The following is a 13892-nucleotide window of genomic DNA, read 5'->3' on the forward strand; positions in this document are numbered from 1 at the left end:
GCGGAGCCCCCTGCGCGGGGTGCGCGGGCGCGAAGCCCTGGGGCAGCGGGGGGAGGCCCTGGTGGGGCGGGGGCGGCACGGGGGGCTGCGCCTGCGGCTGCTCCGGCGCCTGTGCGGCGGGCTGCGCCTGGGGCGGCAGCGGGACCTGTCCGGTCGACTGGGGCTGCGGCTGCTGTCCCTCGGGCGCGAGCGGCTGGGCGGGAGCGGTGGGGGCGGCGGGGGCCGACGCGGACTGCGTGTCCGGCGCTCCCTCCGGCTCCGGCTCCGGCGTCACCGGGGCTGCCGGGGGCTGGGGCTGGGCGGCGGAGGCCGACGCGTCGCCTTCCGCGCCTTCCGTCACGGCAACGGATCCGGTGGAGTCGGCCGACTCCGCGTCGTCGTTGTGTTCCTCCTCCGGCTCCACGTCATCGTCGTCACCGCCGAAGAGCCGAGCGGCCTCGGCGTCGGCGGCGGCGTGGTTGAGCTCTTCCTCCGGCTCCGCCACCGGCTGTGCGGGGACGGGCTGTTCGGGTGCGGGCGGCGCGGGGACCCCGGCCGCCGGGGTGGCGGTCGGGGACGGGGCGGCCTGGGCGTCGGGGTCGACGGGGCGCAGCACGGGGAAGCCGGGGGCGCCCGGCGCGCCGGACGCCTGGGCGGGCGTGTGCTGTTGGGGGGCGGCGGGCGGCTGGGCAGGGGAGTGCTGCGGCGGGACGCCGAAGCCGCCGGAGGTGTCCTGGCCTTGCTGGGGAACGCCGAAGCCACCCGACGTGTCCTGGCCCTGCTGGGGCGCCGGCTGCTGGGGGTAGCCGTACCCACCGGAGGTGTCCTGGCCCTGCGGGGGAACCCCGTAGCCGCCGGACGTGTCCTGCCCCTGCTGGGGAACGCCGAAGCCACCCGACGTGTCCTGGCCCTGCTGGGGCGCCGGCTGCTGGGGATAGCCGTACCCACCGGCCGCGGGCGCGCCCGGCGCGGACTGCTGCTGCGGGAAGCCGTAGCCACCCGTGCCGGGGTTCTGCTGCCCGGGGCTCGGCGTGCCCTGAGGCGGGGTGGCCTGCGCGGGCTGTGCCGGCTGCTGCTGAGGGACGCCCTGCACGGGCGGCTGCGCCGGGGGAGCATGCGGTCCCGGGCCCTGTGGCGCGGTGCCGGGGGGCCCGGTGGGCGACCCGACGGGTGAACCGGTCGGCGGGGGCGGCGTGGGCCGGCCGCCGTCCTGCTGCTCACCGGACGGGGAACCACTTTGCGTACTTTGGGCGTACCAGGCGGGAGGTGTGTAGACGATTTCGAACTCGCCGGTGAGATCCACCTCGTGATCGTCCCCGTCCGAGGAAGGGCTCCCGCCGTTGTACTCGGACCGATCCCTGTTCACTGCTTGCCTCCTGGTCAGCCACTGCTGCTGAGCTGGTCGTCGTCGCGGCCGGGCGGACCGAGTGGCTAGTCCCACGCGACTGCGATCGTCACCGCACCACCAGAAGCCTAATCACTCGCATGGCGGGACGGAAAAGCCCCCATGGGGGCGGACGCTATAGCCCCGGGTGTGTGGACGGAAGGGCCTCATGGTGCGTACGGAGCGCCTGCGGCCGAGCCTTCGCGACACCCTGTGACCAAGGCCTCGTACCGCCACATGGTCGAACTCTCGTAACACCACGTGGCCGAGGCCCCGTTCGCGCCCCGCTCCCGGGACGACGACCTGTCAGTCCATACGACGGGCTACGCCGAGGAGCCCCGTCTCCGCATCGGTGGGTTCGGTCATGACGAACTTCTGATGCTTGCGAGTGCACCACAGGGCGACGCCGTCGTGAAGGGTCGGCAGGTGCTGGAGTTGCTCCTCCGGGATCCCCAGCGTGTCGCGTACGGCCTCGGTCTCGTAGGGCGAGATGCGCTGAATCCCCACCAAATGGGCCTGGGACAGCCAGCGCGGCGCGTGCTCGCTGACGAACGGCAGCACGGTCACGACCGCCTGCCACGGCACGGACGTCACCCGGCCGCGCGGCGGGCGGATGCCGCAGTCCCGGATCAGCACGACCGGGCTCGACACGGACGGCCCCTGCGCGGGCACCCGGCCCACCGGATAGACCGTGACGCACTGCTGGCCACCGCCCGCCGCCTGGGCCAACTGCTGCCAGGCCTGCGGACGACCGGTCTCGACACCCACGCGCGCTCCCGTCGCGGCCGCCCGCAACGCCAGCACCTGGGCGAGCCACAGACCGCCCACGAGCACGACGTCGAACGCCGTCGGCCGGGACAGACCGAGGACGGCGGGCTGCGATTCCGGGTCGGTGCCGATCAGTACGCCGTCGTCACCGATCGGCATGCTGATCGCCGCGAGCTCGTCCACGGTGACGACATGGCGGTTGCGGCGCGGGCCGCGCAGCCCGAACCCCGGGCTGAAGATGCGCCGTTGCTGCTGCGGTGCCTCCGGCTGCCGGCCGATGATGGGGATCATGCCGGTGTCGGTGGGCGAGGCCACGTGAGCCGGCGTGCGCCCGGGGGCCCGGCCCTGCCCCGGAGGCATGGTCGATGCGGGGTGGGACATCAGTACGTACCTCCGAGCGGCAGAGTGGCGAGGGCTCCGGGGACCTGCTCCCGGTCGAGACGGACCAGGCCGACCTTCGCGGCACTCGCGGCCCGCTCCAACTCGCGCCCCACCTGGCCGAGTTCACTGTCACCGCGGGCGGTGACCCGGACGTGCCCGGTGAGGGCGACACCCCGGTTGCCGGCCTTGCTCAGGGTCATGCTGAACGTCGTGGCGAGCACGGGCAGCGAGGTGAACCGCGTCACCAGCTCGGGCAGCGCCACGCCGCCGCTGCCCAACTGCGGCCAACGGGACACCCAGTACGTCGTGTGCCACCGGTCGTCGACCCGCCAGGTGCGGACCGCCTCGACCGTACGGCGCTGCGGCGTCCGCCCGTCCTGGGAGTGCTGCGCGTTGGCGCGCGTGTTCAGACAGCTGGACGTCGCCAGCGCCTGCACCAGCTCGGTCTCGTCCAGGATGGTCGCCTTGAAACCAGCCCCGGCCAGGCGGCTGGCCAGCTGGTCCGCCACCCGCAGCAGGGCGCGCTGCGCACCGGGAACGCCGTCCCCGCGCGCCTTGACCGCCTCCGGGCACAGCTCCGGGTCGAGCTTGAGGGCGACCCAGGTGAGGCGGAGCGCGGGAGAACCGGCCTGCGCCTGCAAGGGGCCGTACGACCGCGCGGCCAGCGACTGCGACGGCAGATGCGGCGCGGGCGCCGGCTGGGTGTGCTGCACGACCTGGACGGAGGCGAGACGGATCCCGTCGACCTCAAGGGCGTCCTGGATCAGCCGCAACGGCAGCTGCCGGTCGGCGGCCGCGGGACGCAGCGGCTGGTCTCCGGGCTGGACGAAGAGGACGGCGGTCAGGAAGGAGCCGTCGCCGATCATGCCGATCGAGCGGTCGTCACGGGAGACGAAGGAGTACGTCCGCAGGGCCGGGTCGCACTCCACGACCGGTGCCATCATCGCGTCCGTCCCGGGCGGAACGGGCTGCTTGGCGTCCCGTCGGCGCTGCCTCAGCGCGCGCGAGGTCTCGTACCACTCGGGCAGCGGACGGCGGCCGCGGCGCAGCACCGCCAGGAGCAGCAGCAGCGCGGCGACGACAGCGGCCGGGACCAGCAGCCAGGACTGGTCGGCGGCCCAGGCGGCCAGCATGACCGCGGCCGCGAGCTCCACCAGGATGAGTTGCTGGAGCCGTACCGGACCCAGACCGCCCGGGCGGGGCAGCGTGCGCGGCGACGCGGCGGCGGGGGCGGCCGCAGTGGCCGACGCACGTCTGCCGCCGCCCGGGCCTCCCTGTTGCTGCTGTGCGCGGCGTCCGCGCCGAGTGCTCGTAGCGCTGGTCATCCCCCGGGACATCCCTTTCGCGAAGTAGTGGCCGTGGGCCGGGCCGGATCCTCTGTGTCCGAGAGGTCCAGAGGTCCGAGATCCCGGCGACGGGCCAGGGGCACCGATGGCCCTCAACATCCATGCGGGTGGCTCACGGTACCCGCTGCGGAACACCGGGCGACACAGGGGACACCCAAAACCCAGGTGGTCAGCCTGTCATGGACCGACCCCGCATGGTGGAGCGCTGTGGTGAAGCTCTGTGAAGATGCGGGGGCGGCCGCCCACCTGATGGATCGTCGCCCGGCGGCGCAAGGCATAGTAGGGGCCTGCGTGACGGAGCCGGCCCGAGGCGCCGGCCTGCCGAGTCCGGCCGGCCCGGACAATGCCGGCCATCACGGTCGCGGTCGGACATCGCATCACGCAACACGATCGAGCATCACAAACGGGAGACACGGGGACCATGGCAAAGCGTCGGGATGAGCTCGCCGCCTACACGTTCGCTCGCAAGCGCACCGTCGCGGCGTTCCTGGCGCCGTCGCCGGGCGGCTCGGAGGAAGGCGCCCCGCGTCCCATCCGTACGGTGATGCCCAGCCTCGGTGTGGGTCTCGTGCTGGTCATAGGGTTCATCGCCTGGGGCGTGATCAAGCCCACGGCGCCCAAGGGCTGGGACACCCCGGGCGAGCACATCATCGTCGACAGCGACTCGACGACGCGGTACGTGGTCCTCGACCCGGACCCGAAGGACGGCAAGGTGGAGAAGGTCCTCCACCCGGTCCTCAACTACGCCTCCGCCAAGCTGCTGCTCGACAAGGGCAAGGGCAGCGTCCTGGAGGTCCCCGGCAAGGAGATCGACAAGAGCGGGATCCGGCACGGGGCCACCATCGGCATTCCCTACGCCCCCGACCGGCTGCCCTCCAAGGAGGACGCGCAGAAGCCGAAGACCTGGGCGGTGTGCGAGCGCCCGGTGGAGGGCGCGGCCAGCGCGATCGACCGCGCCGTGTTCGTCCTCAACGCCGACGACGCCAAGGACCTCAACAACGCGGGGAAGGTGGACCCGCGCGAGGCGCTGTACGTCCGCGACTCCAGGACCCAGGTGGACTACCTGGTCGACAGCAAGGGCACCAGGTTCCAACTGGGCAGCCCGTCGCTGGAGAAGACCACCATGGAGAAGCTGCGCGCCGCCGCCATCGGTACCACGGCCGCGGGATCCGAACCGCAGCTGGTGAGCTCGGAATGGCTGAGCACCCTCAACGACGGCGGGATGATCACCTTCCCGACCGTCCCGGGGGCCGGCGCCGCGACCCAGGTCCAGGGGCTCCCCGCCGACGCGACGGTTGGCCGGGTGATCAAGGCGCAGGACGCGCAGATCACGCAGTACTACATCGTCCTCAAGGACAAGGTCGCCGCCATCACGCCCTTCGTCGCCGGCCTGGTCAGGGCGGCATGGAGCCAGGACGAGAGCGCCGACATCAAGCTCTCGACGCCGCAGGTCATCGATGCCAACGGCGGCGTCGCGGAGCCCTTCTACAAGGACAAGGGCTGGTTCGAGACGGTTCCGAAGCAGGCCAACTCCCCTGCCTCGGCGACCGCCGAGGCCCGCACCACCTCGTGCAGCGTCTACGGCGGCACCATCGGCCAGGACAACAAGCCGCAGCTCGCGGCCTGGGCCGGGACGGCGTACCCGAAGAGGATCGTCGCCGACTCGCTGAGCGCCTACGTGTCCTCCGGTTCGGGTCTCCTCTTCACGGAGATCACCGGTGCGGCGGGCGGTGGCGGTGCGCAGTACCTGCTGACGGACACGGGCCTGCGCTACTCGCTGCCGCGGAGCAACGACAGCGCGGCGAAGGGGAGCGGGAGCGACTCGTCCTCGGGCGCTTCGGACTCCTCGGGCGGTGACGCCAGCGAAACGGACAAGGCGCGCACGCGGCTTGGCTACGAGGACGTGTCGAGGCCCGCGATCGTGCCGCAGTCGTGGGCGGCGTTCATCCCGAAGGGCCCCACTCTGGACACCGGCAGCGCGGCGCAGGAACAGAGTCAGTGACCTGTCAACAGACGTACGAGCGCACGCACTTGAGAGTAAGACGGAGCGAGAGTCACAGGATGATCGCTCAAGTGTGTGAGCCGTGTAACTGATTGGTCTTGCCTGTGGTTGAGTGACAGGCTGACGATAGAGTGTTTGCAGCGCTCAAGCGTGCGAAGCACTCGTCCGGGCACCGGTGCAGGTTTCCCGGATCAACGACGACATGGGGGAAGGTTCATCATGGCCGGCCAGTTCCGGGTAACAGAGGACGAACTCACCAAGCTCTCGGGCGACATCAACACCGTGAACGGTCAGCTGCAGGGCGAGATCCGCCGTCTCAACGGAGTGATCGACCAGATCGCCGGTGGCTGGAAGGGCCAGGCGGCCCAGTCCTACCGCCAGCTGCAGGATCGTTGGAACCAGGATGCGAAGAGGATGAGCGACATCCTCAACGACATCAAGGAAGCCGTGGACTCCACGCGGAGCAACTACTCCGCGTCGGAAGAGCAGCAGAACGCCGAGATCAGCAAGATCATGTCGGACTTCGGCTGATCCAGCCGTACCGGCTGCCTGAAGAGCTTCGGTCCTTCCGGGCCCCGGACCCCTTCAGATCCCTCTGATCACCACCGACTTCCTTCGATTTCATCCTGAAAGGGAATGACGATGTCGATCCTCGTCAATTACGCAACGATCACCAACGCGTCCACGGACGTGAAGTCCACCGCCGGCCGCATCAAGCAGCAGCTCGACGACCTCGAGGCCGCGGTCAAGCGCGTCGCCAGCACCTGGGAGGGTGAGGCGCAGGAGGGCTACCAGCGCAAGCAGCGCGAGTGGGACAAGACCGCCGCTGACCTGCACGCCACCCTGCTGAAGATCTCGACGGCGCTCCAGAGCGCGGCCGAGAACTACCAGGCCACGGAGAAGAGCAACTCCGCGACCTGGGGCTGAGCCCGTCGGCGGCCCAAGGGGCTTGAGATGAAGAGATTCGGCCCAGCCGACGCCACAGCGTCCGCTGGGCCGTCCTCTGCTTCGGGGGCCTCCACAGCTTCTACGGAACGGCAAGCACGCCCTACGGGGATGTGCACAGCAAATTCCGCAAACATTCACACGCGTCGCAACACCCGCGACACGCACATGACCCAGCTTCGAAGGAAGCAAGGAAGCCCTGGGGGCCTGAAGAGATGAGGGGCCTGAACGTGGTGGGCCTGAAGGTGGTGGGCCTGAACGTGGCGGACATTACGGCCCGCTCGCGTGACCGCGCCGGACGAGGCGGTGGAACCCGCGCACTGCAGCGGGCTTTCGGCGTGCTCGCGGTGACGGGGATCTGCCTCGCGGCGGCGCCGCCGGCAGCGCTGGCAGCGCCGTCCGCCTCCGGTGACTCCCGCAGCGCCCGCTTCGGCCTGGCCGACAGCTCGGAATGCGTCTTCGGCGGGGACGTCATCAAGTCCACGCCCTGGTCGCTGCAGCGGATCCTCCTGAACCAGCTGTGGGAACAGGCGACGGGCAAGGACGTCAAGGTCGCGGTGATCGACACCGGTGTCGACAAGAGCAACAAGCAGTTGACCGCTGCCGTGTCAGGCGGAAGGTCCTACGTCGGCGGCTCCGGCACCCAGGACCTCGAGGGGCACGGCACCCGGGTGGCGGGCATCATCGCCGCCCGCCCGATCAAGGGCACCGGCTTCGTCGGCATCGCCAAGGACGCGGACATCCTGTCCTACCGCTACACCGGTGGGGAGGGAGAGAAGGGCCAGGGCAACGCGGGGACCATGGCCGACGCGATCGGGGACGCGGTCGCCGACGGCGCGAAGATCATCAACATCTCGTCGGACACCCAGAACAAGCAGGACGACGACACGCTGCGCGCTGCCGTGGAGCGCGCCGTGAGCAAGGGCGCCCTCATCATCGCCGCCGCCGGCAACGACGGAGCCGACGGCAAGTTCGCGAGGACCTACCCCGCCGCCTACGACGGCGTCCTGGCGGTGGCAGCCTCCGACCGCAACGACGAACGTGCCCCCTTCTCACAGGCGGGCGACTTCGTCGACGTCGCGGCACCCGGCGTCAGCATGGTCTCCACGGTCCCCCGCGGCGGCCAGTGCACCGCCGACGGCACGAGCTTCGCGGCGCCGTACGTCGCGGGCGTCGCGGCCCTGCTGAAGCAGAAGTACCCGGAGTGGAACGCCGCAAAGATCGCCACCCGCATCGAGGAAACCGCCCAACGCCCCGGCCGCGAGGCCAACCCCTTCATCGGCTGGGGCGTCGTCGACCCGGTCGCCGCGCTGTCGGAGGAGACGGAGCCGGGCGAGTCCCCGAAGCCGGATCCGCTGGTTGCGGCCGGCGGGGGGAGCCGCGTCGTCCCGATGGCTGTGACCATGGGGGAGAGCGAGGCGGAGCGCGAACGCCGGGTAGCTATCTATGTGTTGGGCACGGGGTTCGCTCTTGCGCTTGTGGTTGCGGGGAGTGGGGTTGCTGTGCGGGACTGGCGTAGTCGGCGAGGTGCGGCTGGTGGGCAGGCTGGTCGGGCTGGGCGGCCTGCGCCGACCGGTTCGGCTGGGTCTAACGGGCCGTCCGTCGGTCGGGTTGGGCGATGATTGGGCACCTGGTGGGTGCTGACAACTTGAGGAACAGGGGAGAGGACAACGGGGTATGAGTAACGGGATGCGGGTTGATCTGAGCGAGCTGGATGAGGTCATCCGGAAGCTCTGGCGGTTGCTGGACGACATGGACAAGGCCGGCACCACGTCGAGGTACGACACGGCAATTCCGGAACACGCCTTCGGTCAGACTGGTGGAGAAGTTGTGTTCCAGGAGGCCAAGAATCTCCACGCGGCTTCGACCGAAATGAAGACCAAGATCGAGGACATCATCAAGACGCTCCATGAGCTGATCGACGACTTCAGTACGAAGACCTCGAAGGTCCGGGACAGGTACAACAACGAAGAGGCCGAGGTCAAGAAGAGCGTCGGGGGCGACTCGGGCGGATCTACCAAGGGCCAGTTGGCTACGAGGAGCTAGTGGGGTTCCGGAAAGCACTGACGAGGGGAAAAGAGCATGGCCGATAGCCCGCAAGACTTCCAAGCCAACAACCAGGTCCAGGAAAACCAGGCCAAGGCTAGGACGACAGAGCAGCAGAACAATCATGATCGCCTCATTGAGTCCGACAAGGTCTCGCGTAACAGCGTGCCCTACAACCGTGCGACCGAGAACGGAAAGACGCCGTTCGTTGAGTACTCGGTCAACGGCCTGCGCAAGATGATCATGGATTCCCAACCCGGAAAGATTTCGGAGGTTGGAACCCACTGGAAAATGGTCCACAACATCCTGTCCGGTGGCGACGGTGATGGCGCGAGCGGCGGTGTGGACCAGGTTTCCGCGAAGGACAGCGTCGCGGGCATGTTGAAGAGCGCAGTCGATACCGTCCTCGAGCACTGGGAAGGCGAAGCGGCTCAAGCCTTCAAGCGTCGGGCGGATGAAATCGCGGTCCAGATCCGAAACGGGTCTGCACACGCCAACTTCACGGCGGAGCAGCTTTTTGCGATCAGCAAGGACCTTGACGCCGCCAAGGCCAAGATGGCAGACATTCACGAACCGTCCAAGCTGGAGAGCGCGGGCGACAAGATGAATGACAACGCCAATCGCGATGACTCCCAGGCGCACAAGGATCTGGCTGCGGGCGTCAGCGCCGGCACCGTTGCCGAGGCGAACGAGAAGAACTTGTCGCTGGGGATGGAGCGCCGCCTGCAGGCCATGGCGGTGATGGAGCAGCTGGCGGCCAACTACAAGGTCTATGGGCAGAACCTCAAGAATGCCGGGAAAATCGACGAAAACGAAAAGGGCGTTACGCCGCCGAGCAACAACGTGACGATGCCTCCTCCGATCACAATGCCCAGTGCTTCAGGGGGAGGGCCCGGCACGGCTCGTTCGGGCAACAAGCCGTGGAGCGCAGGTTCCACCGCCAGCATCAAGCCGGCTCCTGGGGTGCCCCGAGATGCAGGTATCACGGGAGGCTCTCAGCTCCCGGCAGCCCGAACGAAGGTGGACAGCCTCTCCCCGGGCCTGACGGGGACTGGCCCGAGCACTGGCCCTGCCGGTGTCAACGGCGGTAGCGGTGGCCTCGGTACTGGAGGAACTCAGGGTCCAGGTGCCGTCGCTCCTGGCGGAGTGTCCGGTCTTGGGCGAGGCGCTGCCGCACGGGGCGGCATCGGAGCCACGGGCGGTCGCGGAGGTCTGGCTGGCGGCGGCGCGGCAGCAGGCCGCGGCGCCGGAGGCCGAGCCGGCATGGGCGGCATGGGTGGCGCCGGAGCTGGCGCGGCCGGACGAGGCGGCTCCGGTGCAGGCGGTCGCGGAGCCCTCGCGAAGTCTCGTGGCGGCGTGGTCGGCGCAGCCAAGGGTGTCACGGGCAAGGGCGCCGGCGGCGGCGCGGGCTTGCACGGCAGCCGGGGCGGAACTCAGCGCGGCGCCGTAGCAGGCGGAATGGCCGGCGGCATGGGCGGTCGTAACGGTCGACGGTCTGAGGAGAACAGCCAGGGCGACCGTCCCGACTACCTTGTCGAGGACGAAGAGACCTGGATTTCGGAAGAGGACCGTAACCGGAACGTGCCGCGCACCATCGAGTAGGCACACTAGCGAGCCGCACGGAGAATACGTGCGGCTCGCTGCATGAAGACTGGCGGAACCAGTCATAGTTGAGTGAGGAGCAAGGAATTGGGTGTCAAGCGATTCTGGTCCACGACAGGAGTCGTGGCTTTGACAGGAGCCTTGCTCCTCACATCGGCCGCCACCGCCTCTGCGGACTACGTCCGCGACAAGCAGTGGGTGATTGACGTCATGGACTTCAATAAAGTCTGGTCAGAGTCACAGGGGCAGGGTGTGACAGTTGCCGTCGTTGACAGCGGGGTGGACGGTAGTCTTCCCGATCTGACCGGACAGGTATTGAAAGGCAAAGATGTCACCGGAGGCGGTGATGCCCAGGATGACATCGACGGGCATGGCACCGGTATGGCAAGTCTCATCGCTGGTCACGGACATGGGGCGAACAATGCTTCAGGCGTGATTGGCTTGGCGCCGAAGGCCAAGATCCTTCCGATCAAGGCTTCAGAAGATGGTGACGAGTTCAATGACGATCAGTGGGCAGAAGGAGTACGATACGCAGTTGATCAGGGTGCAGACGTAATCAATATGTCATTTGTTGATTCTCTCGCTCATCCTGATTCTGAGGGTGGTCAAGCGATCAAGTATGCCCAGCAACACGACGTCGTTGTTGTAGCAGGCACAGGAAATGACGGAGCCAAGCATCTGCCCTATCCTGCGAAGCTACCTGGAGTGGTGGCCGTAGGAGCAATTGACGAGTCTTTGAAGATTTGGGACAGCTCCAATTATGGGCCGGGAGTGACACTAGTTGCTCCAGGCGTGAACATCGTCCGAGCGGACACAAGTCATTCAAATGGCTACGCACAAGCCGATGGCACCTCAGACGCAACCGCCTATGTCTCCGCCACCGCAGCCCTCGTCCGCGCCAAATACCCTGACCTCTCGGCAGGTCAGGTCATCAACCGCCTGATCAAGTCAGCGACGTTCCTCGACCACGATGTCAAGAAGACACCTGACGATGAGTACGGCTACGGCATCATCCGCCCATACGCGGCACTGACGAACGACATCCCCAAGGGCCCCAAGCAAGGCCCCCTCGCCCAGTCCTCGCCGTCAACGTCCACGAATTCCGGCGCCGCCTCCGACGACAACGACAGCACGAGCCAGGCCGCCAAGAAAAAGAAGAAGTCCTCCTCGGGCAGCATCCTTCTCATCGCTGGCATCGCAGGCGCCGTGGTCGTCATCGGCATCCTCTTTGCAGTCATCCGCAGCCGCCGAAACGGCGGTAACGGCGGCCCCGGCTCCGGCGGCGGAACTCCTCCCCACGGCACGGGATACCCGCCCCAGCCTCCGACGGGATATCAGCAGTACCCCAACACGGCTCCCAACCAGGGTTACCCCATGCCTCCGGGGCAGTCTCCGCAGCACCCCAACCCCTACACCCAACAGCCCCCGCACCAAGGGCAGTAGGGGCAACTCCAACGGAGAGCCTGTGATCGAAACTACGGAACCTGAATTCCCAGTCCGCTGTCGATGAGATGACGGCACGCACAGCAAACCACTTCACCACCATCTTGATCGGCTTGGAATTCTGTTCCCTTGGCTGCTCTTCGTTGCGTCGATCATGGCTGGCTCGCTTTGGTGGCTGACAGCGCTCAATATGATCAGCACGTATGCGGGTCTCTTGATGATGTTGCGTGGGTACCGCGACGGCAATCGAGTTCTGAAGAGGTGGGGCGCGGGGACTCATGCCACGACCCTGCTGCTCTGTCTCGTCCTAGCCGAGATTCTGAAGTGACCTAGAAGCCAAGAACGAGAAGGGAGCCTGCTTAATGGGTCTCGTTGTCCTTGTGGTTGGCGTAGTCGGCCTTGGAGCCATAATTGGCGCCGTCGTGGTTTTCGCTGTACTGCGAAGCCGTCGCAACTCCGGTGCCGGCCCGATCAGCCCTGGCGTCGGAGCGCACCCCCAGAACGTGGCCTACCCGCCTCAGCAGCAGTACCTGGCGACTCCCAATCAGGGGTACCCCAATGCAGCTCCCAACCAGGGATATGCCACGCCTTCAGGACAGCCTCCGCAGCACCCCAACCCTTACGCCCAACAGCCGCCTCCATACCAAGGGCAGTAAAGACTCTGGCTGTGTACGTGAGTAGCGGCTCTGGTCCATTTCTTGTGGTGCGGTCACTCGCTGTCGGATCCGAAGCCGAGTTCCAGCGGCAGGTATACCCAGGCGATCCCGGTGTGCAGCACGAACAGACGAGAAATACGCGGGTATCGGGATCAGCGACCGAGGATTGACCAGCGCAGTTTCCTACGCGGCGTGGGTTCCGGCTCGATCTCTCGTGGCGCGGGGGCGATCCGGTCCGGCTCCAGCCCCACCTTGTCGGGGTGCACAGAAGCGGCTGGCGCGTTACTGCTCGTCGCCGCTAACCTGCTCGGTCTCGGCCTGGTCGGTGCCACCGTGGTCGAAGACGTCCAGGACCAGACCGTGACTGTGCCGATACCGGGGCGGGCGACTGAACGAGCGGATACGGTTCCCCCTTGACGAAAACTGCCCGGACCATGAAGCGTACGGGAGCCCTCGGTGCGGCAGCCGCCGTGGCCGAGCTCGCCTTCCCCGCCCAGGCCCACGCCGCTGCCGTCGCCTGCGGCGGCGGGGTCTCGACGCAGAACATCGGCACCCGGGGCTGTATTTCCGCCGAACGCTGGAAGGACGGGGAAATCTGGTGGCGCGACATCACCGCCCACGCCCTCCTCACCAACTCTCGCTCCCACGCTTCATGGGTCGAGTACGAGGCGTACCTCCACGTGCAGGGGGACGGTGACGACTGGATGAAAATGGGCAGCGGCCGGACCATCGTGCAGCGGCGTTCCACGGTCGGCCCGATCGCCATCGCCACCAGCACCCGCCTCTGTGGTCCCGTCAAAATCACGATCCGCGTCCACGTGAGGCCGGCGGGGGGCGCCTGGTCGAACTGGTCCAGCGCGGCGACCTCGCAGTGCCAGACCTGACGCTGCCAGACCTCGCACACCGCAGTGCCCCCGCCTCCGCGACCAGGAGGACGGGGGCTCTCGTGTTTTCTGCGGGGGAATTATGCGGCCACGGGACGCCTGCGCAGCCCCTTCGCCGCCTTCGCGGTCTCCCGCTTCAGACGCACCTCGAATCCTCGCGTGTCTCTACCCGCACCCGGTCCGGGTACCGCTTCATCGGCACCTCCTCCCCAACACCGCGAACCGCGCAGCGATGGCGTCACGGTCCATGTCGACCTTCCCCGACACCCGGGACAGCAACCAGGCGGCATACCAGCCGACCGGCGCCAGATGCAGCACCTCGTCCGCCCCCTTCTGATCGGTGGCAGCCGCGTTCGCCCGCGCGGCACATCCCTGCGTACTGCGCACACCTCGGCGACCGCCTCCGCGTCCTGTCCGATCCGCTGAGGCATCTGACGGTGGCGCTCCGCAGTGATG

Annotated in this window: 12 protein-coding genes; 8 read left to right on the plus strand and 4 right to left on the minus strand. The window is 68.0% G+C overall.

The genetic code is table 11. The features are described from left to right. From KUM44_RS15535 to eccE, 3 genes are all read right to left on the minus strand, one after another. Positions 1 to 1345: SCO5717 family growth-regulating ATPase (locus tag KUM44_RS15535; RefSeq protein WP_308402621.1), on the minus strand; the 1345-nt coding region annotated here is incomplete at its 3' end. A 324-nt stretch (positions 1346 to 1669) separates the two neighbouring features. Next, positions 1670 to 2512, minus strand: coding sequence for a hypothetical protein (locus KUM44_RS15540; protein ID WP_217208468.1), 843 nt, complete (start codon positions 2510 to 2512; stop codon positions 1670 to 1672). After that, positions 2512 to 3837 (minus strand): type VII secretion protein EccE, encoded by a 1326-nt coding sequence (gene eccE, locus KUM44_RS15545; RefSeq protein ID WP_217208469.1) that lies wholly within the window; start codon positions 3835 to 3837, stop codon positions 2512 to 2514. Before eccE ends, KUM44_RS15540 begins: the two co-directional genes overlap by 1 nt. A 442-nt stretch (positions 3838 to 4279) precedes the next feature. Between eccE and eccB the strand changes: the two genes are divergently transcribed. The 8 genes from eccB (at position 4280) to KUM44_RS15585 (ending at position 13436) form a co-directional block, all read left to right on the plus strand. After that, the gene (eccB, locus tag KUM44_RS15550; RefSeq protein ID WP_217208470.1) at positions 4280 to 5860 is read left to right on the plus strand and encodes a type VII secretion protein EccB; all 1581 of its coding nucleotides are present in this window, start codon (positions 4280 to 4282) and stop codon (positions 5858 to 5860) included. 219 nt (positions 5861 to 6079) lie between these two features. Continuing rightward, a complete protein-coding gene (locus tag KUM44_RS15555; protein ID WP_048584643.1) occupies positions 6080 to 6391 on the plus strand; it encodes a WXG100 family type VII secretion target in 312 nt (103 codons plus the stop codon). A gap of 105 nt (positions 6392 to 6496) precedes the next feature. Beyond that, entirely contained in the window at positions 6497 to 6787 is a 291-nt protein-coding gene (locus KUM44_RS15560) for a WXG100 family type VII secretion target (protein ID WP_217208471.1), read from the plus strand. Between the two features lie 233 nt (positions 6788 to 7020). Then, positions 7021 to 8427 carry a type VII secretion-associated serine protease mycosin gene (gene mycP / locus KUM44_RS15565; protein WP_217208472.1) on the plus strand — a complete coding sequence of 469 codons (1407 nt, stop codon included), beginning with the start codon at positions 7021 to 7023 and terminating at the stop codon, positions 8425 to 8427. Between the two features lie 55 nt (positions 8428 to 8482). Beyond that, positions 8483 to 8851 carry a hypothetical protein gene (locus tag KUM44_RS15570; RefSeq protein ID WP_217208473.1) on the plus strand — a complete coding sequence of 123 codons (369 nt, stop codon included), beginning with the start codon at positions 8483 to 8485 and terminating at the stop codon, positions 8849 to 8851. A gap of 36 nt (positions 8852 to 8887) precedes the next feature. Then, positions 8888 to 10453, plus strand: coding sequence for a hypothetical protein (locus tag KUM44_RS15575; protein ID WP_217208474.1), 1566 nt, complete (start codon positions 8888 to 8890; stop codon positions 10451 to 10453). 87 nt (positions 10454 to 10540) lie between these two features. Then, on the plus strand, positions 10541 to 11896 hold the full coding sequence (mycP, locus tag KUM44_RS15580) for a type VII secretion-associated serine protease mycosin (protein ID WP_254389572.1): 1356 nt from the start codon (positions 10541 to 10543) through the stop codon (positions 11894 to 11896). A 1069-nt stretch (positions 11897 to 12965) separates the two neighbouring features. Further along, positions 12966 to 13436 (plus strand): hypothetical protein, encoded by a 471-nt coding sequence (locus tag KUM44_RS15585; RefSeq protein ID WP_254389573.1) that lies wholly within the window; start codon positions 12966 to 12968, stop codon positions 13434 to 13436. Positions 13437 to 13628: 192 nt separating this feature from the next. On the opposite strand, the gene KUM44_RS15590 is transcribed toward KUM44_RS15585, so the two are convergent. Continuing rightward, complete coding sequence (locus KUM44_RS15590; protein ID WP_217208476.1) at positions 13629 to 13823, minus strand: hypothetical protein; 195 nt, start codon at positions 13821 to 13823, stop codon at positions 13629 to 13631. Between the last annotated feature and the right edge of the window lie 69 nt (positions 13824 to 13892).

This window comes from Streptomyces sp. AC550_RSS872 (genome assembly GCF_019049285.1).
In the GTDB taxonomy this organism is placed as follows: Bacteria; Actinomycetota; Actinomycetes; order Streptomycetales; family Streptomycetaceae; genus Streptomyces.